This window comes from Parashewanella sp. 2304DJ23-3, assembly GCF_056591695.1.
Genome location: NZ_JBWQOH010000003.1, coordinates 324,220 through 346,388, shown reverse-complemented (window position 1 = coordinate 346,388; position 22,169 = coordinate 324,220). Strand labels below are relative to the sequence as shown.

Below are 22,169 nucleotides of genomic sequence, written 5' to 3'. Positions count from 1 at the left end.
AGCGAAGTAAACGAGGGGAATAATATGGGGTTGTTCAGCTTTTTTAGAACCGTTTTTACAGGTAAGTGGGATGGTGGTAATGGCAATGACCATAAAACCCTCGTTCATTTTAAAGCACAAATGTGGGGACACGGTGGTAATGATTATCTAGAGGCCATTGCAGGTGGTGCAAAAATCTGGGGGGGAACAGGGCACGATACGTTAGTTGCTTGGGCGGCTGATGCAAGATTGTGGGGCGAAAGTGGCAACGACACCCTAAGAGCGCACGGACTCAACGCGGAAGCGTATGGTGGCTCTGGTAATGATTATGTCGAAGTTTGGGGAGCTAGAGCGATTGCTGACGGCGGAACGGGGAATGATACCGTTAAAGCCTATGGTGCTTATGCGGACGTGAGAGGAGGCAGCGGTGACGATATTCTCAGAGCGTTCGGTTTATATGCAAAACTCAATGGTGGTACAGGTAATGACAGGATCAGCTCTGTCGCTGGTGGGGCATACATTAAAGATGATTCAGGTCATAACAAAATTTACGCCGCTGGTGGTGCGAACGTTATTGAAACTGGCTGGACGTGGAGTTGGGGCAATGACCGAATTGAAGCAGTCGGTGGTGCTAATATAATCAGTGCAGGCGGTGGTAATAATGATATCGATGCACTAGGCGGTCTAAATGTAATCCAAGTGGCTCATGGTAATAACGACATCCGTGTTGGCGGTCTAGCAAACACCATTCTTGCAGGACATGGAAATAACAAAATCAGTACGATTGCTGGTGGTAACTTTGTTTTAGCGGGTAACGGTAATAACACCATTAATGCTGGTGGTGTTGCGAATATTCTTCTTGCGGGTGATGGTCAGAACAACATCAATACCGCTGGTGGTTTGAACATTGTACTTGCAGGTAACGGTGGCAATAAAATTAATGCGCTAGGAGCGGGTAACTTTATTGCTACTGGATCTGGAGATGATGATATTACGGCTGGTGGTGTGGCGAACATTTTGATTGCAGGCAATGGTGATAACGTCGTAAAAGCACTTGGTGGTGGCAATTTAATTCAAACAGGTAATGATGACGATACCATCATCGCTGGCGGTGGTGCGAACGCCATTATTGCTGGTGATGGTCGTAATGAAATATATGCCCTAGGTTATGGCAATGCTATTTGGGGCGGAAATGGCGATGATCATGTTGCAGTTGGTGGTCGGTACAACACCAGTTTGCTGGGTGATGGTGACAACAATCTAGTTTCTGTTGGTGAATATAATTTTGCTTTCTCTGCTGGTGGCGATGACTTTATGGGCTTGTTCGGTATGAACAATGTTGCTGTTGTCGGTGGTGGTGACAATACTGTTGTTGCGATTGGTAATACCAACGTGCAAATTGCTGGTAGTGGTGATGATTTATTACTGGCGGGTGGCGTCGGTAACGTTCAGGTTGCGGGTGACGGTGATAACGCACTCGCCGCCGTAGGACTTGTAAATGTGCAATGGGCAGGAACCAGCGATGACACCATGCTTGCAGCGGGTAAAGGAAACATACAGCTCGCAGGTGACGGTAACAATAGTTTATTTGCGGCAGGTCAGTATAACGTTCAAATTGCAGGTTCAGGCGATGATTTTGCTATCGCTTTAGGGCAAGCTAACGTGGTGTCTACTGCTGATGGCCGAGATACGATCGTCGCTGGAGGCCAGTATAACGTGATGCTTTCAGGCGGTGGCGATGACACCCTATTAGTTGCAGGTGAAACCAACGTCGTTGCGACAGGTTGGGGAAATGACACTGGGATATTTGGTGGTCGTCAGAATATCATCTTACTTGAAGGTGGTGATGATACTGCAATTGTAGGTGGACAAACTAACGTCGTGTTCGCAGGAAGTGGCGATGATAAGCTGCTGGTTGCTGGCGAAAGCAATTATGTCGCAGCTGGCAGCGGTTCAGATTTACTCATAGTCGCAGGACGTGATAACTGGGTGGCAACGGACAATGATGTTGAGTTTAATCTTGAAGATTTGCCAAATGGTGGCCAGTACGCATTTGATTATTCTAACAACACAAATCTAAGTGAATATATTGATAGTGATTACGCAAGTAATTTTGAACTGGGGCTAACTGCATCTGCTGAAGTGCGTTTAAGCGGTCAGCTTGCGTTGATGTTCCCAGATCTTGAATTTTCACAACAAGACACACCAGACTGGAGTATTCCAACGCTTACGCTGCCTCAGTTTGATTTCGATATTCCAGATGCACCGGAATTAAGAGGGGCTAATCTTGAGTATCGTTATGGCAACCTCGGTCAGTACGGATTACCGAGCATTGATTTGCCGACGTTCTCGACACCTGAGTTCCAAATTCCGAACATCACTATCCCTTCGATTACGTTGCCTCGCTTCAGCGATATGAATGTGGATATTCGTGATTTTGATATTGAAGGAAGTTACGACTTCAACTTCAGTATCGACGGCACAGGCGCCGCACTCAGTCAATTGCTGGGTGGCTTGAGTCAAGGTACGTCATTTATTGGTGGAGACATTGATGCGTGGGTAAGAAGCTCATCAGAGACGGCTGCAAATAATGATTTTTCAATATTTGCAAACGGCAACTTTAATCTAACGGATTTACCTGGGCAAACGTCAACTGAACAAAACCAAGTGGGTATTAACTACATTGTCGGTCAACAGACTCAAGACTTTGAGTTCTTTAAACCATTGCTTGATCACATTGATAACGATATAGATACTACGCCTGAATCTTCGGGTGAGCGTGGTTCAACAGAGTTTAGATTACCGACCTTCAATATCGGTTCGCTCACTGCACCGAACCTTCGCCTGAACTCGTTTAGTTTTGCAGGCTTTAGTTCACTGCTTGGTGAAAAGCTGAGTGGTAGAGACTTTTACGGCTATGAGGTGCCAGATTTTGAAATCCCAGAAATTGGTACACCAGAATTTGACTTACATGATGTCATTGGTGTTGAAAACCTGACTTCGCAAGAGAAAACGCTTTCTTTACCGTCGTTCAACTTCCCCAATATACCGGGCGTGGATTGGTCTAAATATCTACCCGACTTAGACACTCAGTATGATCTGCTTTCTGATAATGGCGATATGGCATTAGTGGCGGGTCAAACGAATAAAGTATTGCTGGGTGGTGGCGATGACGCTGCGATCGTCGCTGGAGAAAATAACTTCGTCCAGTCTGGCGATGGTAATGACATGGCATTGGTGGCAGGACTGACTAATCGTTGGTTCGGTAATGATGGTAATGACTTTGTACTCGCTGGTGGCAGAGACAATGAATTGTATGGCGGTAAACATAATGATGTGATGATTGCATTAGGGGCAAACAACTTCATTGACGCAGGTACTGGGCGTGATATTTCTATTGCCATTGGTGATCAAAATAGAATCAACCATAGAGATGGCGATGACTTAGCCGTAGCAATTGGTAATAACAACATCATTAAAGCAGGCGATGGTGCAGCGAATACCCTAATTGGCATTGGTGCAAGCAACTTGATAGTGGGGGCTAATGCTGATGACTTGGCTGTTGCTATTGGTCAAACCAACGTGATCAGTGGTGGTGCAGGCAACGACACCTTAACCGCAATCGGCCAAACCAACACGATTTCTGGTGGCGCGGATAACGACATCATTCTTGCCGTTGGTGATCAGAACACTCTAAAAGGAGAAGGCGACAGCCGCTTCACTGGTGATGACGTTATTATCGGTTTAGGCCGTGAAAACCAATTATTTGGTGACAAAGGCAATGATTCACTTTACGCCGTAGGTCAGAGTAACTTGGTGAACGGTGGTGAAGGCAATGACTTTGCCGTTGTTGCTGGAATGGAGAACACACTGAATCTAGGCGCAGGTAACGATATTGGTATTGCCATCGGTAAAGATAACACGCTTAACGGTGGTGCAGGAGACGACTTCTTCATCAATGTTGGCTGGAACGTCACCATGGACGGTGGCGATGGTAATGATGTCTTCTTTAGTTTTGGTACAGATGGACAAGGTGAAGGTGGCTCAGGTAACGATGCCTTCTTAAGCTTTGGTTGGGGAACGCTTGATCTACTGACTAATTCAGGCTTAGCGAGTGATCTGGGCATTTTATATCAAGGATTAAACTCATTGCTTGAAGCCAATACTAGCTATTACATTGATGCAATCAGTAACTGGATTAATACTGATAACGTTTTGACACTCGAAGGTGGAGAAGGTAACGATTACTTTGCTTCTGGTTTTGGACATCAAGTTGCTAAAGGTGGCGCAGGTTCTGATACATACGCTTTCTATGCTGACAGTGGTAGCTTTAGTATCGAAGATTCTGAAGGTGCAGATATCCTAGATATCAGCAGCCTAGGCTTAGACTTCGATATTTCATTGGATAATTTAATCCTTGAAAATAATGTACTGAACCTTGTTAACAATCATCAAAGCTTTGGTGAAGTGAACCTAAGTGGCTTCGGCGCTGACGATATTATTCAGTTTGGAGATCAAAGCATTGCTTACAATGATCTTGTGAACTATTGGGCTGAAAATGATGCTCAGTTCTACACTGACTTCCGTTTTGAAGTACCTGACTTTTCAGAACTGGTTGCAGGTGGTCAAAGCATAGTCGATCATTTAAATGGCTCAGTACTCGACCCGAACAACCCTTGGGTTACTGACTTCTTCCAAGGTGGATTAACTGGAGCTTCTGGGTTAGTTTCAAATGCATTTAATGACATCAATTCACAGATTAGACAAGGCTTAGCCTTCGCTTAACATAATCAAAGTGGTAATGATAAAGCCGTCTCAAAGTTAAAGTTGAGGCGGTTTTTTTTCTTTTGCTTTCAGTTTCTTAATTTTGATGTTTCTGTTAATTTCTAAACAATAATAACTGCCGAACGAAAATATGGAATTTTTTGCAAGCCACACAGATTTGGCATTGGTAAGGAAACACAGAGAGCGGATCCTATGTGTAATAGCCACACTGTTACTACTTATTCCTATCGCTTCAAAGGCTGAATCGAGTATTTGTTATGGTTCAACCGCAAACGGAAGTTTGACGAATGGTGTACAACTGCCTGCCACTGGGGACAATTTTGTTGGTTACAGCCGGATTGCACGATTAGCAGGTCGAACTTACGTTCACTCAGCGGTGAGAAACATCATTCTTTCGTCCTACCAGCAGTTAAAGACAGAACTTCCCCAAAAAGTATTCAAATATGCAGAAACAGGTTTTAAATCTGGCGGAAAATTTAAACCTCATAAAACGCATCAAAATGGATTATCGGTGGATTTCATGACACCTATGCTTGACGAGCAGAGCAATTCCGTTCATTTGTCGACGTCGCCATTAAACCGGTTCGGTTACGACATTGAGTTTGATGCAAAAGGCCGATATGAAAACTTAACCATCGACTATGTTGCTCTAGCCGCTCATATTACTGCGCTTCATAAAAATGCTAAAAGCCAAGGCTATGATTTATGGAGGGTAATTTTCGACCCAAATCTACAACCTAAGTTGTTTGATACTGAATATGGGCATTACCTCAAAAAGCATGTGCAGTTTTCGACACGACGATCATGGGTGAGGCATGACGAGCATTACCATGTCGACTTTAAAGTTCCTTGTAAACGATAAAATCAATAACACGGAGACTTTTTGGAACATGGACAGTAAGTTAGTTCGATACATTTTGTTTATTGTAGTAGTCGTTGCTATAGCTATTTGGGTCGATCACTTTCAAGGAAAATGGATCAATAATCGAGTTACGCATCTTGTCACACAAGCGATAGACTTTTTTGAACAACAATCTAATGAATTTGATTTTAAAACCGTCGATGTTGAGATCAAACTACCTGCAATAGAAACTCATCTTGAACAAAGTAAACAAGCTGTACCCAGAAATGATTACATTGAGGTTCATAACTCATCATGCACCAATGCTGTACTTACGATAGAGCAAGTAGCAGCCCGAAAGCGTAAACAAGAAGGTAACTTAATATTTTCTTGGATTGATGATAATGGCGTTTCTCATTTTTCTGATAAGTTATTTGGTGGCGAAGACAACATAAAAGTTCTTGATCATTATGGTATCGAGTTAGACCCATTCGAATTGGAAATTACCACTAATCGGCAATTGCCAATGAACTTCGAGAAAGAAATTACCATTGGGGTGAAGAAAATCTACCAAATAGTGGGAGGGTATATTGGTAAAAAGTACTTAAAGCCGGTAAAGCTCAATTTAACCTTTGCCCACTCTAAGCGAGAGTATCAACTCATCCAAAGCACGATGGCTCCGTCAGTAACAGCCAGCCAAGGCTTCTACAGTCCGAGTCATAATTTAGCGGCAATTTGGTATAAGAATCAAAGGCAAGCAAAAGCAACTGCATTGCATGAGGCTGTACATGTTATTAATTCAGGTTTATTTGGTAATACACCTCGCTGGCTAAATGAAGGGCTTGCAGAATATTTCGAAGACCTCAGTGTAAATGGGTTTAACGCTGTGATTACACCTGACAACTGGTATTTAAATCGCTCAGTACGGAATATTTCTTTAAACACACTGACCAATGAAGATAGTGTGCATTGGAAAGGCAAAATGCGACCAACCATGTATTCTGCCTCCCATTCATTGATTTACTACTTGATGAGTACAACAAAAGGCAAAAGATTAGCAAATCGATTGTTTAAAAGTCTTGCTAAAAATAGATGCCGCGCTCTCGATATCAATGCCTTGTTATCGACGTATCCCGGCGGAATAAGTGTACTTGAGTATGACTGGAAACAATGGCTTAAGAAAGGAAAATATCAAACTCAGTCACTGTCAACGATAGTGAGTATTTAATGATTCTTGGCAGTTAGAGATTATTGATTTTTCATTATGAACGCTTCACTCGCACGAAATGTTAAATCTCGTTTTGCTTGAGTTAAAAGATTACGATAATATAACTTTTCATTATAAAACAGGCTGTTGCTCGAATTAATAGGATTTGAAAAATTATTGGGTTACTTTTACGTCGAAATTGCTAAAAACTTTTGGCTAGTAGCCGGAGCAGAACAAACACTTCGTGATTCAAAAATTAAGCTTAAACAATTCAAATCAAGCAATATTATATTTATATTGGCTTAAACCCCAAACCAGTTTGCCAGCAAGGGCAAATGGATGTTAACTGTTTTTGGAGTTATAGATGTTCAAATCAATAAAAAGAAAACAGGATGAACAAAATAAGGATGGTGACACTAACAATGTATCCTTGGATTTTAAACTTATGTTTGTCTATCACATAACTATGATGATCTTATTTGGTTTTAAGCCAATTTCAGACCCACTTTATCAAGTTTATTTAGCCGTATCTCTTATATTAGTTCTTGTACTAGTGTCCATTTTAAATAAACTTAAATCCAACTGGTCTTGGCCTGGGCTGTCTCTTTTGAGCATTCCATCAATTACATTTAACCTAATATTTATTTACCTTTTTTTAGCCTTCGCTTCTTATACAATGACTACTGGAGGCAACTTCCCTGATGTATCTTTGGCAAATTTAAAACCTTTGCTACTTGAATCATGGGGGATAATTTTGCAAGCAGCATCTGATCCCGTATTTACCCCTTGGTACTTAGCAGGTGTGGGTATAGCTTTCATGAATTTAATGGTAAATTTAAAGCTGGTAACATTAAAAAAGTCAAACTTTGAGGTGCAGTGTAACAGTCATTAACAAGTCAATTAATCGTGACTGCTAAAACTAAGTTTAGTTTTGCTCTAACAGATACTTTACTAAGAAACTATCAGTCATTTAACAGGTTGCTATGATTTTTCAGAGGCTTCTAGTTCTAAAATTTGTACTCTTATTTTTTCGGCTTCAGCCGTGATCATTGAGTAGGATTTTATATCGCCGTTACGCTGAGCATGCATGGCTTCTTCAAGTTTACGTTCGTACAGTTTGTCTAACTTTTTAATTGGATCTCGTTTAAATATTGAAAACATATCTAATAACCTTTAGTTTGATATCTAGGTTATACGTTATGTAGTGTGTTTCGGTTTTCACTAATTTATTCAGTTGAAATAAAAACAAAAAATCACTAGAAAGGGCAAATGTAATGGATCCGTTTTAGTGAGCATAACTTATCTCAAGGAGGTTCGTTTATGAATGAAGTTTATCTTTATGTATACATACTTCTAGGCATTATTAGTCTGTTCAATCTCATTGCTACGGTGGTGGTATTTCGTACCTATTTCGAAAATAAAATGCGGCGAGTGTATCAATTACTGTTTATTTGGTTAGTTCCTTTTATTGGTGCAATCCTCGCCATTTATCTTAATCAAGAAGATCGTTTTATCAAAAAACCAAAACGTAAAGTGGGGAACGATACCAGTATCAGTGACACTTATGCTGGGCCACTTGGGCGTTAATTGAAGTTAAATAGTTTTGGCCGATAGTGGGTAGTCTGCTCCTGTTAACAGTGTTACCTATTACTTCTCATATCAGAGCTTCTACATCGAAAACCTTACTTATTCGGCCTTTATTCCTTAGTGCAAATAAAGGCCGTAATTCAGAACTCTAGAAGAAACCTAATGGGTTCACATCATAGCTCACCAATAAATTCTTAGTTTGCTGATAATGTTCAAGGGCCATTTTATGGGTTTCGCGGCCGACACCTGACTTTTTATAACCACCGAATGCCGCATGAGCTGGATACATGTGATAACAGTTGGTCCAAATTCGGCCGGCTTCAATTTTACGTCCCATTCGATAGGCAAGGTTCATATCACGTGTCCAAACACCTGCGCCTAAACCAAACTCAGAGCTGTTAGCCAACTCAATGGCTTCGCTTTCATCTTTAAAGGTACAAAGTGATATCACTGGGCCGAAAATTTCCTCTTGGAAAATTCGCATATCGTTTGAACCTTTAAGCAGTGTTGGTTGAATGTAGAAACCGTTTTGATGTTCGGTATCAACCGTTTCAACTTCACCGCCAAGTAACACTTCTGCGCCTTCTTGTTGACCAATGGCGATGTAGCCCATGATTTTATCGAACTGCTCTTGTGACGCTTGTGCGCCAACCATGGTTTCGGTGTTTAGTGGGTTACCACGTACGATCGCTTTAGAACGCTCGATAACTTTTTCAATGAACTTCGGGTAAATGTCTTCGTGAACAAATAAACGTGACGGACAGGTACATACTTCACCTTGGTTGAAGTAGGCGAGCACGACACCCTCAATACATTTACTTAGGTATTCATCTTCATGATCCATCACATCTTTAAAGAAGATGTTAGGTGATTTACCGCCCAGCTCTACTGTGGATGGGATGATGTTTTCAGCTGCACATTTAAGAATGTGTGAACCAACAGGTGTTGACCCCGTAAAGGCAATTTTAGCAATACGTGTACTGGTGGCGAGTGCTTGACCTGCTTCTTCGCCATAACCGTTGACGATATTAAGCACGCCTTTAGGCAGGATGTCTTCAATGAGCTCGGCCAGTACAAGAATTGAAGCTGGTGTTTGCTCAGCGGGCTTTAATACCACACAGTTACCGCCGGCTAAGGCTGGAGCAAGCTTCCACGCTGCCATAAGAATGGGGAAGTTCCAGGGAATGATTTGTCCAACAACACCCAGTGGCTCATGAAAATGGTATGAAACTGTCTTTTCGTCGATTTCACCAATAGAACCTTCTTGCGCACGTAAACAGCCTGCAAAGTATCTGAAGTGATCTACTGCCAGTGGAATGTCTGCAGCAAGCGTCTCACGTACTGCTTTACCGTTGTCCCACGTTTCTGCAACCGCCAGATATTCAATGTTTTGCTCTATTCGATCAGCAATTTTAAGCAGTAGGTTTGATCGCTCTGTCACTGAAGTAGTACCCCATGCGTCTTTAGCAGCATGGGCAGCGTCTAAAGCTAGGTCAATATCTTTAGCGCAAGAACGAGGGATTTCACAAAATGACTTTCCATTCACCGGACTGATGTTATTGAAGTATTGGCCTTCACAAGGTGGTACCCATTCACCGCCAATAAAGTTTTGATATTGATTTTTAAAGCGAATTACGGAACCGTTTGTACCAGGAGTAGAGTAGATCATAGATGTCCTTACTATTGTAATTGTCGACTTTTCTTATTAACGTAATGGCAAGAAATGGAATTATCTTTGCTGAAAGTTCACAATGTTTGACTCTCAGTACAAAAGGGCACGGAAATGATCTCTGAAAAGTTATCCAGTTTGCGTAATAATCCAAAGGTATTGGTTGAAAGTAAGCTGAGCTTTACTGCATCGGAAACAGAACTCGGCATTTATGATACCTATGAGCAAGCTCATCGAGTCAAGCTGAAATCTGACCAACTTCTTTTTTGTGGAATGGTTAGTGGCAGAAAGGTGATGCACGACGATAACGCCAATTACGAGAGTGATTTTCTCCCCAATGAATCCTTTGTTATTGCCCCAAATCAAACCGTAGAAATTGATTTCCCTGAAGCTTCAATTGATGATCCAACTACATGCCTTGCGATAGAAATATCGATGGAACGCATTCATCGAGTGGTCGAACAATTAGAGTCAGCAAGCCCATTGGAGCGTGAGTTTGGTCATTGGCAATATGATCATCGACTACTTCATATCAATCATGCGGCATCGACTCAGCATTTATTAAATCGCATTGTGCAGATGTACACAGAGAATCATCAAGATAGACAGTACATGATTGATTTGGCGATTACTGAATTGACGGTAAGGTTATTAAGAGAGCAGACACGTAATTTTATACTCGACTACAGCGAAGCTGCACCAGATGCGAACGGTTTGAGTGCCGTCATTAACTATATACATCGAAATTTAGACATTCATATCGATATCGATAAGCTGTGTAAGGTCGCGGGTATGAGCCGAACCAAGTTTTTCACTGAGTTCAAAACTCACTTCAACTGTACACCTGCGGCGTTTCAATTACAGGCGAGACTGAAAAAAGCGGCAGAGTTACTCAAGAAAAATAATAAAATTACTAAAGCGTGTTTTGATTCAGGCTTTTCAGATACCAGCCACTTTAGTCGCTGTTTTAGGAACTTTTACGGTTTAAGTCCGAGTGAGTTTAGGGAAGGGTATAAAAGCAATTAATTGTCTTTAACAAAATGAATTTCAAGACCTTCTTTGAGCTTGTTTATCTGATCTTCATATTGAATGCATCAAAAGACTTCAATTTTTATGAACTAAGTTTAAGTTCTGCTTAAGAAAGTTGGTAATGGTGTTTACACCTTTGTCTTTTGAAAGTATAAGAATTTAATACAGCATTATCCGTGGTATATTCTCATTCTCAAAAAAATTAAAAAAATGGAGTTTCAACATTGGGTGAGCAATTAACCGTAGTTATTATCGAAGATGAACCTGCGATTGCGGAAAATTTAATTCATGTCATAGAAGCTGATGGTTATACAGTGCAGTGGTTTGCTACAGCAGGTGAAGGTCTCACCTATTTAAAGCAATATTCAGCAGCGTTATTGGTGCTCGATGTTGGTCTTCCCGATGGCAATGGATTTGAGCTTTGTAAGGCTATTCGTGAGTTTTCTGATTTACCCATTATTTTCTTAACTGCACGCAATGATGAAATTGATCGAGTTGTCGGTTTAGAAATTGGTGCTGATGATTACGTAACAAAACCTTTTAGCCCAAGGGAAATGTTAGCTCGCATTAAACTGAGAATTAAGTCTAGAGGGGTAACAGTCAATAATGCGCCGATTCAAGCTAGTCATAACGATGGACTTGTTGCCGATAATTACGATTATTTTATAAAAGGGCAGGCGGTTGGTCTGACTGCTGTTGAGTTTAAAATCTTCAATAAATTAATTTCTATATCAGCCAATGTACTGAGCCGTGAGCAATTGATGTTAGCCGCTGATATGGCACCAGAAGCATCGTATGAACGAAATATTGATACCCACATAAAAGCAATCCGCAATAAATTAAAACCCTTTGGGCGGTCTGAGTGTATTCAAACCAAACGTGGGTTTGGTTATTTCTATAGCTCTGACTGCAACAATACTCAGGGATAAATTGAATGCAGTGGCCTAAAATTCCTCTTGGATTACGTTTATTTACGCTTTATTTTGTACTCGTAGGCTTTACGGCTTACATGGTCAGTAAGACCATCACTCAAGAACTCAAACCCACAGTAAGGCAAACCACTGAAGAAACCTTAGTGGATATGGCAAATTTACTGGCAGTGTTAGCGCAAGAAAGCGTGGCAAATGGTCAATTATCGCAAAGTCGTTTTTCGAAACTTTTGACTGCATATGGCAAGCGCGAGCCTCAAGCCCGTATTTGGAACGTTGGTAAAAAAGCCATCAATCATCGAATTTACATCGCTGATAAACAAGGAATTGTAATTGCAGACTCGTGGCAGCAAGATATAGGGCAAGACTTTTCACAATGGAACGATGTTTACCTTACATTACGTGGAAAATATGGTGCTCGCAGCAGCATAGAAGACCCTAAAGATCCGTTGTCGACAGTGATGCACGTAGCGGCTCCGATTTATCATAATGGGCAAATTATCGGTAGCGTTACTGTTGCAAAGTCGAACCGATCGGTTCAGCCGTTTATTGACTCATCCAAACGTAATGTTTGGTTGTGGTTGTTATTTATGAGTGTACTCGTACTGATTGTAGGAGCATTGTTTGCTTGGCGAATACACTCTGCACTTAACAAACTTGAACATTACGCAACAAAAATGGGTAAGGGGGAGCGTGCTGAAAAGCCCACATTTCGAATCTTTTATGAATACCGAACTCTCAGTAATTCTTTAGAAAACATGCGAAATCAGCTCGATGGTAAACAATACGTTGAAGAATACGTTCAAACGTTGACTCATGAGCTTAAAAGTCCGCTTTCTGCGATTAAAGGTGCCAGCGAAATTTTACAAACACCGCTACCAAAACAAAAGGTCATGCGTTTTGCCAATAACATTGAGCGTGAAAGCGACAGGATGCAGTCTTTAATTGATAAACTGCTAGAACTGGCTCGGTTAGAAAAACAGCCTGAGTTAGATGTATCTGCGCCTATTTCACTACAACAAACAGTTGCCGATATCATCAGTGCGTCAGAAAGTCGGTTAACTGCAAAGTCAATAAAGTGTATTGCAGAAATTGATACAACAACTCAGGTGTCAGGTGATGAGTTTTTTCTGAAACAAGCTCTATTTAACCTGATGGATAATGCGTTGGACTTCGCCAATGATTCTGGTGAAATTCACTGGCATGCTGAGTTGATTAATGAAAATGTGCAGCTTACTATTTTTAATAGCGGCCAACATATTCCTGATTATGCAATGCCACGTTTAACTGAAAGATTTTATTCTCTAGCTCGAGATAACGGGGCTAAGAGTACAGGTTTAGGGCTTAATTTTGTTGAGCAAGTGATTAAATTGCATAACGGCTCATTGAAAATTGAAAACGTGGAGCAGGGAGTAAAAGTGACTTTGAAATTTTTATATCAAAACAAAACAAGTTGCAGCGCCTAAGAAATCTTCAAAGTAAGGTTTTCGAAGAATAAGAATTAAGTTGTTAAGAGTGAAAATCAAAGTTCTCTATCTGCAATTTGAATTCGATCAAAATATTGCAGCTTAAGTTGATCTGCTTTGCTTTTTAAAGTTTCCATGAAAGTCTCAAACTTTACTGATGCTTCAACTGCACAGTCAATGTTTTTCTTGAGTTGTACTGCAGCTGGTGAAGGTTTACTTTTATCAAAATAATAACCAGATGCAGCGAAATATTGCCTTATGCGCATACCCCGCTCTTTATATGTTTTTATAATTTCTTTTTGAATATTTGGTAACCTATTAATATCTTTTGAAATTCTATCAAAATCACTTTTTAGGAATTGAAGGCATCGTGATTTTTCTGAAGCTTCACTTTCACTCTCTTTGATGCTAATTGAGCCCATTAAACGAGTAAATTCAGTCGTCAATAGGTTTACTTGTTCATAACGCTTGGGAAGATTATTTATTGAGGTTTTGAAACTGTCCTCTAGCGCTCTAGCACCTTCAAAGTCTTCATTAATTAACTGTCGATATCGATTAATGTAACTGAAATATTGTTGAATAAAGTTGAACTGACTATCCAATTCCAGTAAACAACAGTCAGCAATGGCTACTTTTATTTCAAATATTTCACTTGATGATGCTTTTGTTCTCTGCAGCTGTTCCTTGAATTGTTTTATAATGCTGGGGGCAAATGCTCGTCTTTGAGCGCATGGCATGGTTTGAAATCGATACAGTAAGCTTTGTGGGTGCTGTGGTACAGCAACTTGAGTTGGTTTACATGTAACAGGTAACTTTGAAATAGAGGGTGCTTCAAGGGAAGGCTCCTTTGCTGTAACCTTGCTTTTTAAAGGTTTACCTCGCTTTTTCGCTTTCCTATTCCTAGGGGGAAACTTTTGTGCTTCAGATAGTTGGGAGTTTTTTAAGTCCTGTTCACGCTCAATCGCAATTTCAAGTTGCCACTCATAAAACTTCTTTTCATATTCACGAAATTGCATTGCTGAAGTTTTGATTCTTTCAGCGTAAGTTGTTAGCAATGTTATTGCATCACTTATTTGCTTTTCGGCATCTTGAAGCTTAAGTGAGTTTTCATCTGTTGAGATACTTTTGTGATAAAGCTTACTCAAATGACTTAATATTTTTTCACCAGAGACGGCATTCATTAAAAAGTCTAGCTCTTGTATTTCTATTGTCTCCCAATGATTGCCTTCAAATACAAACTTTAAACGTCGCACTCTCTCAAGAGTTACATGCAGAATAATTTCTTTAGTGTGTGTAAAACCTGAGTTGGCTAAGGCTGTTCCTCCTTTGACCCTAATATTTAAGACTTGTTGATTTAGCGAACCGAAAGCACGCCATAATTGATATTTAGTGCAAAACCGTAACCTGTAATGCCAATATTCATCAGGCCTAATTAAATCAAAGTCAGTTAGCTGAAACGTTTCAACTTCAGGTAAAAAGATATCATTCCAGATTTTTGAACTGAGTTGTTCATTAACAGCAAATATGGATTTCTCTAGATCTAAATCACTTTGTTTTGCGATCTCGATTCCAATTAAGATTATTAAACCTTCAAAGACTCTTTTTTTCTCTTGGAACCATATACTTTTATCTAAAATATAAAGGTGCTGTAAATTTGTATCTTCGTTTAATTTTAATTGAGACTTGCTCGAAAGTTTTGCTGACAATTTATCTATTATTTCTAGGCAACAAAATGAGTATCCAGCTACACGATATTGCTGAAGCCTACTTAATCGGGAATAGGACGATTTTTGTCTCTCACATTGGTTTTTGAATCTATCGAATGCAGTAAATGCGAAAGCAGAGCAAATGTATATATCCATCAAGTCAGTCTGTTCAAGATCATCTTTATAAGCCGTGTCTGAAATAATTCCCATACTAATAAAGAGTAGTTGCTCATAAAAATTAAAAAGTTTATCAATTGCAAGCTCTAGTTTGATTGTTCCAGTGAAACTATGTGCTGATAAATCTTGATGAATAAATTTTTGAAGTTCAGTAGATAGTGTATATGCAGACTTACCAGATTCTGTTACAGGGATTAATTTCCCTCCTTGTCTTAATTGCATTCTTCTTTGTTTAAGTTTAATACGGTTATTTTCCCTCTGTGAATGTTGGTCATTATGCCTCACATCTTTGTTTTGTAGCTCCATACTTGTATGGCTTACTTCTAAGCTACATAATGTTTCTTTAGTTTCTGTTACTAATTTATTTTTTTGTCGATTTAGTTTTTGGCGTGCTTTCTTAGCTGCTTTTTTTGTTCTTTCAGCACACTCTTTGTTCATTTTTACTTCGTGTTTTTCGATTGCATCTTCTGTCTCAGCCATTTCGGGTATTGATTCAAGGCGGGTTCTTACTCTTTTTAACGAATCCGAGAAAGATTTTTTGGTTGCTTTTATTTTACCTGCCATTCGTTCATGTTCGAACAATGAGCTTTCAGAAGCGCCTCTTTTTAGGATTAAAATTTTGTGGGGGTTGATTGGCCTTTTTGTTTCCGTATTTTTTGATGTTTCAGGAGCACGAGGTAAACTTTGTGAAGAAAAAAACAACTCTACTTTTTTATCTTTTTGCTTTGACTTTGCATCTCTGCTTTCAAAACGAGTGTTATTATTATCACTCGTTGCCTCTTCATTGCAAAACGACGAAGCTAATTGATTAACTGTTAGTGCTTCAATTGTTGCCATTGTTAACTTCAATCGTCATTAGATAATTTGTTCAATTAAAGCATAGACAATAGGTACACAACTGAATTTCAGCGGACTAACCAGTAAAATTAATAAATTTTAAGATATAGACAGTTAACTCCATAAAAACTCCACATTAGCTCCATTTGTTCTCCAATTTACTGATTTATTGTTAAGTCATAAATTAAGGAGAATGAAAACATGAAGAAGATCCTCAATAACCAACTTGGCACAAAATTCGGTTTTGTGCTGCTTTTGCTTGTCTTATTACAAATTCCTGTTTCTATGGTAAGTAACTTAATCGATGAGCGTTCACATCGGTTGAATGATGTTAGAAATGATATCGGCAAAAGTAGCAGTGGTGAGCAAAACATCGTTGGGCCATTCATCGTGGTGGATTACACCGAAATGAGTATTCATGACGATAAAATGTTTCGTAAAGACGGTAAAAAAATCATTTTACCGAATGCTTTTCAGATGAAGGGAGAGCTTGACAGTTTCGAAAAATATCGAGGCATCTATCACGCGCAACTGTTTAAAGCTCAGACTGCTTTAAAAGGAAGCTTTAATTTGAAAATCATTGAGGATTTACGTAACCACCAAATTAACAGCGTTAGCCTCATTGTAGGGGTTAAAGACAGCAGAGGGTTGATAAGATTTGATGATATGAATCTGAATGGTACTAGCGTCGAATTCTCTCCAGGTACGAGCATTAATCAAATACCTCAAGGGTTTCATCGTGAATTGGCATTAGAGTCATTAGCGTTAGACAAACCATTAAACTTCGACCTCAATTTTTTATTGCAAGGCATGGGAAAGTTGCAAGTTACCCCGATTGGTAATCGTTCAACCGTTGAACTTGCCTCTGCTTGGCCGCATCCTAGCTTTATCGGGCATTACTTGCCAGTTACATCAAACGTGTCTGAAACGGGGTTCAGTGCACAATGGACGAGCAATAACTTTTCAACCAATATCGCACAGTTGTTTTCGCACTGTTTTACCGCAAATGATACCTGCCATGAATTATCGGACCGTCAAATGGGGGTAGATTTGATTGCGCCAGTCGATCATTACTTAAAATCTCATCGAGCGGTTAATTACTCGTTATTGGTCATCACCTTAGTGTTTGCTAGTTTTTTCTTATTCGAACTATTTCAGGCAAGACCTGTGCATCCGGTTCAATACGGATTTGTTGGTTTAGCGTTAGCACTTTTCTATCTTTTATTGATTTCTTTAAGTGAGCATATTGGCTTTAATTGGGCGTATGTTGTTTCAGCCATAGCTTCGACCGTATTACTGAGTGTTTATGTCAGTGGAGTGTTACAACAATCAAAACACGGTGTCGTATTTGGTTCATCACTGCTCGCACTATACGGAATGTTATTCGGCCTGCTTCAAGCTGAAAGCTATGCATTGTTGATGGGAACTTTACTGTGTTTTGTTATTTTGAGTTTGGTGATGGTGTTAACACGACATATTGATTGGTATGAGCGTAATGAGAAAAATGAGAAAAAGTTAGAAGAAGTGACTGATGAGGTTAATGATGCTTGGATGCGCTAAAGGTTGTAAAGCAAACAATAAAATTGTTTTTAACCTCTTTAATCAGAGGAGTGATAGAAAAAAGATCATTCGAAAACGACTGCGCAAAACGTTACTAGAAAGAGTGATTGATTGTAATAAAGAAAATAAATAGTTGTTATAACTTTAATAAAAAGTTGATTTCGATCACATTTGTTGGTTATTTATCAATAAATTATTGCCCTAAATTTAAAAACAAATAACATCCCGTTCAGTAAAGCTAAGGTTTGATCTTTTTAACCAAAGCTTTACTGAAAATTACAGTTGTAAAGGGACAATTAAATAATGAAAAAATTAGGGCTGGCATTATTAGCAGGGTTGATGACCGCTAATTTAGCAGTAGCAAGCCAATTAGCTTCTCCAATCCAAAATGTTGAAGTTAATTCAATCGATTCCAATAAACTATCAATTCAAAATCGTTCAAGTGAAACCGTAAAAATTGATATCTATGGCAAAGAATTAAGTCTTTCACCATCATCTGGTGTGTCTTTTCATTGCGAAGGTTATTCATATCTTGAATTACTGTTGACTGATTTGGTTCACGACTACTTTGAAGTGCAATGTGGTAGTCAAGTGATAATCAATGAATCATTTAAACTTGAAAATACTGAGGCTTGATATGAAGAAGGCATTTATTTTAGGTGCTTGTCTTGCATTGACAGCATGCGGTGGTTCAAGTTCTGATAAAGCTTCACCTAGATATAAGTCATGTAAAATTGTGACTTCGCTTGCGCTTTATGTAGAAGACCGTCAGCACGACGAGCAGCAATGCTGGAAAGCGAAAGGTAAAGGGTATAAAGATCAAGCTGAGGCATTAGAATGGTGCGAGCAAACCGTCAATGATTACCTTTCTAGTCGATATTTATTTGGTCATACCATAACTTACTCAATTCAATCAGAAAAATGTCCTAGTTAGAATCACATATTTTACAGAGAGAAGGTACATTAACGATTGATGTATCTTTTTTTGAGGTGGCATTTATTTAATTAAATCAGTGCTATATAGGTTTAACCTTCTTTTTACTGAAACATAGCTTTCATTTTGAGTTCTTATAAAGGTGAGCATCTTTTCGGAAATCGTCGCAAAGAACTTACTGGAAATTAAACAAGGAATTCAAAAGGAAAGCGAAATAGTCCTTGTTTGCATTAGTGCTAGGAGCAAATGTTTCAGCACTTCATGGCACAGGTGAACTCATCATTTCAGAGCATCTTGAAGGCTCGAGTAATAACAAAGCCATTGTCGATTTGCCTGAAACCGTAGTTTAGGGAGATATCGTTGAGCTCATCGTAGAGTCTGTTGATACCGGAGAAGTGTTTGTGCTTCAGCAACGTATTTCAAAAAGACGTGCACAAAGACAGATGGTTCCTGTTCAATTACGAGGTGTAAGCAATTTACGAAAATATAAAGTGTCGGCTAAAGTGTACGTTAACCCGAATAGCAGCCGAAATCGAGACGAAGACGAAACGCTAAAAGCAGATTTAGGCAGTGGAAGCTTCACGCTGCTTTCGCAAGCGAGTACAGAAGAACAGTCTTAAAACGATAAAAATGTATAAAGCTCAGTGAATCGCTGAGCTTTATCACTCTGAGTTGCTTCCATTATCCAATCTATAAAGTTCAGCGTTTTGTGAGCACTTTTTCGTCAAGACTGCTTGGCTCCAGTTTTACAGTGCATCGAGCTGTTTTATATACATTAAATGAATGGCTGCATTTGCAGTTAACTGTAAGATCAATTTGCACGAAAAATTAGTAAATGAAACCAAAATTTGAATACGAATAATGATGTTATTTTTAAAAATTACCTGTATTACAGTGTGTTATATATTTGGCTTGTAAATTGCTCAAACAAAGGACGCTATGAATTTAAGGATAAATGATGCAATTGGAAATTAAATCACTGAGTCATCAATACCAAGACGGTAAAACTCATAAACTCGCCATAGACCAGCTTAATTTAACAATTAAAACGGGGATAACAGGACTGTTAGGCCCAAATGGTGCCGGGAAATCGAGCTTGATGCGTATTCTAGCAACAATTACTAAACCTGTAAGTGGTGAAGTTTACTGGCAAGGCGAAGACATCATCAAGCAACCTCAAATCTTAAGGCAGGATTTAGGTTATTTGCCTCAGTATTTTGGGGTTTATGATCAGCTTTCAGGCTCTGAATTTTTGAGTTACATGGCCAGTATTAAAGGGATTGATAGGGCAAAAGCCACTGACACGATAAACAATCTACTTGATAGGTTGAATCTTGCCCACGTAAAAAGTCTTCCACTAAGTGGCTATTCAGGTGGGATGAAGCAGAGAATAGGCATTGCTCAAGCTTTACTTAATAATCCTAAGTTGTTGATTATTGATGAGCCTACTGTTGGATTAGATCCTCACGAACGTAATAATTTTAGGCAACTACTGACAGAACTTTCAGAAGATCGCTGTATTATTTTTTCGACACACATTGTCTCGGATATTGAATCTATCGCTGATCAAATTGCGATAATGCAATCTGGGAAATTGATGAAATCCGGAACGCCATTCACTATCGTGCAACCGACAGCAAATAAATGTTGGCGTGCGGTTGTATCGAAAAGCGAACTTAATGACCTGCAACGAAATGTAATAGTGAGCCACAGCCAACGAGTTGCTGATGGTATTGAAGTTGATATCATTTCGCCCTCTAACCCTATTGCTAAGGCTGTATCAAGAAGCCCTACATTAGAAGATGCCTATTTGTATTTCACCTCTAATAGAACAAAGCAGTTAGAAACAGAGGAGGTTTAGTATGTCTTTGTTATGGATGTCGATTCAAAGTAATTTAAAGCACAGAATGCGTCAGCAGAGTTATAAGGTCACGTTGCTAGTCATGGCAGCCTTGACGCTACTGTTTTTCCCTTCGCCAGATTCAGAATACCAAACCTTGATAATTAACGGATATCGCGGGATCTACAACAGTGCGTGGATTGGTTTGTGTTTAGCTATGCTCAATACATTGCTTTTGCCATTAATTTGTTTTTATCTGGTAAAGAACTCCATTGAATTAGATAGAAAATCGAAAACTTGTGAGCTTATTGCGGCAACGCCAGTCAGTAAACATCATTACCTTCTTTCAAAGTGGATTACCAATTTAGTCGTACTAACTTCATTTGCAGTCGTAATGGTGTTGAGTAGCCTTTTAGTACAGCTTTATTATGACGAAACTCAAGATGTACAAATTTGGTTACTCATTTGGCCTCAAGTGATTTTTGTTTGGCCGATGTTAGTTGCTGTTGCATCCGTGGCTTTGATGTTTGAATCAATTAAATGGCTCAGGGGAAGCTTTGGTAATATAGCTTATTGCCTTTTTTGGTTCGGTTCAATTGCGTATACATTGGAGAGTGTAACTGGCGTTGGCGCTATGATGAAAGCTTTGGATACCGAAGTTGAGACCCGTTTTCCCTCGGAGACTGGGACAACTAACTTAGGTATTGCAGCAAAAGACGATTCAAATCCGATCAAAACATTTGTTTGGGAAGGAGTAGAGCCTCAGTCTCATGATTTTACGGGCATGTTGCCACTGTTTGGCATAAGCTTTTTGGCTTTGATTATCGCTTATATTTGTTTTGATCGATTCCGCTTGAATACAGAACCTAAAAAATCACAACAGGATGGAGTGATTACCCAATTTTTATTTAAACTTCATCAAACTTTAGATCAGTGTTTACACCACTTAACGCAATACACGTCTTTTACTCAATTAGTCTATTTAGAGTTTAAGTTGTTATTGAAAGGACGAAGCATTTATTGGTTTATAGGCCTAATAGGTTTAAATATTGCACAATTAGCTGTAGATATTTCATTATTAACAACAGTGATTTTACCTGTTGCATGGCTGTGGTGTTCTTTGGTCATTTCGCAATTAGGTCAATTCGAAAAACAAGCTGGCACTATTGAATTAATAGCCTACAGCCGACAGTCCTCAACGATACAAAGTTTTGCATCTTACTTTAGCGCATGGCTTTTATTATTAGGAGCAAGCGTGGGGAGTTTAGTTCGATTGGGTAGTCTTGGTGAGTGGACACTGATCATACAACTTTTCATGGCAATTAGCTTTATGGTGGCGTTTGCAATGTTTTGTGGATCAATGTTTGGGACAAAACGAATGTTTGAAGCTGTATTTCCAGTATTATGGTATATGGGACCGCTTCAGGGGGCTTTGTATCTAGATTTCTTTGGCGCTCATAATCTAACAAGCTGGGAAAGTGGTATTCCAACTGCCTATGTATTAATTTCTGTTGCGTTGTTGGTATTCTCTTTCATGATAAGAAAGAGGCAGGGTATACATACATAGAGACAACATCTCTGAGTTTTGGTTATCCGTCATCATGATTAAATGACGGATAATCA

The 22,169-nt window shown here is 39.4% G+C and carries 18 protein-coding genes; 15 read left to right on the top strand and 3 right to left on the bottom strand.

Translation table 11 applies throughout. From position 1 onward, the window contains the following. The first annotated feature begins 24 nt into the window (after positions 1–24). From AC1EU2_RS09580 to AC1EU2_RS09565, 4 genes are all read left to right on the top strand, one after another. Positions 25–4,764, top strand: coding sequence for a beta strand repeat-containing protein (locus AC1EU2_RS09580; protein WP_480298053.1), 4,740 nt, complete (start codon positions 25–27; stop codon positions 4,762–4,764). Between the two features lie 130 nt (positions 4,765–4,894). Further along, complete coding sequence (locus AC1EU2_RS09575; RefSeq protein ID WP_480298052.1) at positions 4,895–5,626, top strand: penicillin-insensitive murein endopeptidase; 732 nt, start codon at positions 4,895–4,897, stop codon at positions 5,624–5,626. Next, positions 5,595–6,833 carry a DUF1570 domain-containing protein gene (locus AC1EU2_RS09570; protein ID WP_480298051.1) on the top strand — a complete coding sequence of 413 codons (1,239 nt, stop codon included), beginning with the start codon at positions 5,595–5,597 and terminating at the stop codon, positions 6,831–6,833. Before AC1EU2_RS09575 ends, AC1EU2_RS09570 begins: the two co-directional genes overlap by 32 nt. A 343-nt stretch (positions 6,834–7,176) precedes the next feature. Then, a complete protein-coding gene (locus AC1EU2_RS09565; protein WP_480298050.1) occupies positions 7,177–7,704 on the top strand; it encodes a hypothetical protein in 528 nt (175 codons plus the stop codon). 89 nt (positions 7,705–7,793) lie between these two features. On the opposite strand, the gene AC1EU2_RS09560 is transcribed toward AC1EU2_RS09565, so the two are convergent. Further along, positions 7,794–7,973 carry a DUF6435 family protein gene (locus tag AC1EU2_RS09560; protein ID WP_480298049.1) on the bottom strand — a complete coding sequence of 60 codons (180 nt, stop codon included), beginning with the start codon at positions 7,971–7,973 and terminating at the stop codon, positions 7,794–7,796. Positions 7,974–8,132: 159 nt separating this feature from the next. On the opposite strand from AC1EU2_RS09560, the gene AC1EU2_RS09555 reads away from it, so the two are divergent. After that, positions 8,133–8,399, top strand: a complete 267-nt coding sequence (locus tag AC1EU2_RS09555; protein ID WP_480298048.1) for a hypothetical protein — start codon at positions 8,133–8,135, stop codon at positions 8,397–8,399. Positions 8,400–8,547: 148 nt separating this feature from the next. Here the strand turns inward: AC1EU2_RS09555 and exaC are convergent, their stop codons facing one another. Then, complete coding sequence (gene exaC / locus AC1EU2_RS09550; RefSeq protein ID WP_480298047.1) at positions 8,548–10,068, bottom strand: acetaldehyde dehydrogenase ExaC; 1,521 nt, start codon at positions 10,066–10,068, stop codon at positions 8,548–8,550. A 114-nt stretch (positions 10,069–10,182) separates the two neighbouring features. Between exaC and AC1EU2_RS09545 the strand changes: the two genes are divergently transcribed. The 3 genes from AC1EU2_RS09545 to creC all read left to right on the top strand — a co-directional run bounded on the left by AC1EU2_RS09545 (position 10,183) and on the right by creC (position 13,492). After that, positions 10,183–11,094, top strand: coding sequence for a helix-turn-helix domain-containing protein (locus AC1EU2_RS09545; RefSeq protein ID WP_480298046.1), 912 nt, complete (start codon positions 10,183–10,185; stop codon positions 11,092–11,094). A 227-nt stretch (positions 11,095–11,321) separates the two neighbouring features. Beyond that, positions 11,322–12,026 (top strand): response regulator, encoded by a 705-nt coding sequence (locus tag AC1EU2_RS09540; protein ID WP_480298045.1) that lies wholly within the window; start codon positions 11,322–11,324, stop codon positions 12,024–12,026. A gap of 5 nt (positions 12,027–12,031) precedes the next feature. Further along, a complete protein-coding gene (gene creC, locus AC1EU2_RS09535; RefSeq protein ID WP_480298044.1) occupies positions 12,032–13,492 on the top strand; it encodes a two-component system sensor histidine kinase CreC in 1,461 nt (486 codons plus the stop codon). Between the two features lie 56 nt (positions 13,493–13,548). Here the strand turns inward: creC and AC1EU2_RS09530 are convergent, their stop codons facing one another. Continuing rightward, on the bottom strand, positions 13,549–16,212 hold the full coding sequence (locus tag AC1EU2_RS09530) for a hypothetical protein (RefSeq protein WP_480298043.1): 2,664 nt from the start codon (positions 16,210–16,212) through the stop codon (positions 13,549–13,551). 201 nt (positions 16,213–16,413) lie between these two features. Here AC1EU2_RS09530 and creD point away from each other — a divergent pair, with 201 nt between their 5' ends. From creD to AC1EU2_RS09495, 7 genes are all read left to right on the top strand, one after another. Beyond that, the gene (creD, locus tag AC1EU2_RS09525; protein WP_480298042.1) at positions 16,414–17,772 is read left to right on the top strand and encodes a cell envelope integrity protein CreD; all 1,359 of its coding nucleotides are present in this window, start codon (positions 16,414–16,416) and stop codon (positions 17,770–17,772) included. Positions 17,773–18,075: 303 nt separating this feature from the next. Beyond that, the gene (locus tag AC1EU2_RS09520) at positions 18,076–18,408 is read left to right on the top strand and encodes a hypothetical protein (protein ID WP_480298041.1); all 333 of its coding nucleotides are present in this window, start codon (positions 18,076–18,078) and stop codon (positions 18,406–18,408) included. Position 18,409: 1 nt separating this feature from the next. After that, positions 18,410–18,706 (top strand): hypothetical protein, encoded by a 297-nt coding sequence (locus tag AC1EU2_RS09515; protein ID WP_480298040.1) that lies wholly within the window; start codon positions 18,410–18,412, stop codon positions 18,704–18,706. Between the two features lie 221 nt (positions 18,707–18,927). After that, on the top strand, positions 18,928–19,056 hold the full coding sequence (locus tag AC1EU2_RS09510) for a hypothetical protein (RefSeq protein ID WP_480298039.1): 129 nt from the start codon (positions 18,928–18,930) through the stop codon (positions 19,054–19,056). A gap of 51 nt (positions 19,057–19,107) precedes the next feature. Beyond that, a complete protein-coding gene (locus tag AC1EU2_RS09505) occupies positions 19,108–19,326 on the top strand; it encodes a hypothetical protein (protein WP_480298038.1) in 219 nt (72 codons plus the stop codon). 338 nt (positions 19,327–19,664) lie between these two features. Further along, a complete protein-coding gene (locus AC1EU2_RS09500; protein WP_480298037.1) occupies positions 19,665–20,567 on the top strand; it encodes an ABC transporter ATP-binding protein in 903 nt (300 codons plus the stop codon). Position 20,568: 1 nt separating this feature from the next. Beyond that, positions 20,569–22,113 carry a hypothetical protein gene (locus tag AC1EU2_RS09495; protein WP_480298036.1) on the top strand — a complete coding sequence of 515 codons (1,545 nt, stop codon included), beginning with the start codon at positions 20,569–20,571 and terminating at the stop codon, positions 22,111–22,113. Positions 22,114–22,169 lie beyond the last annotated feature (56 nt).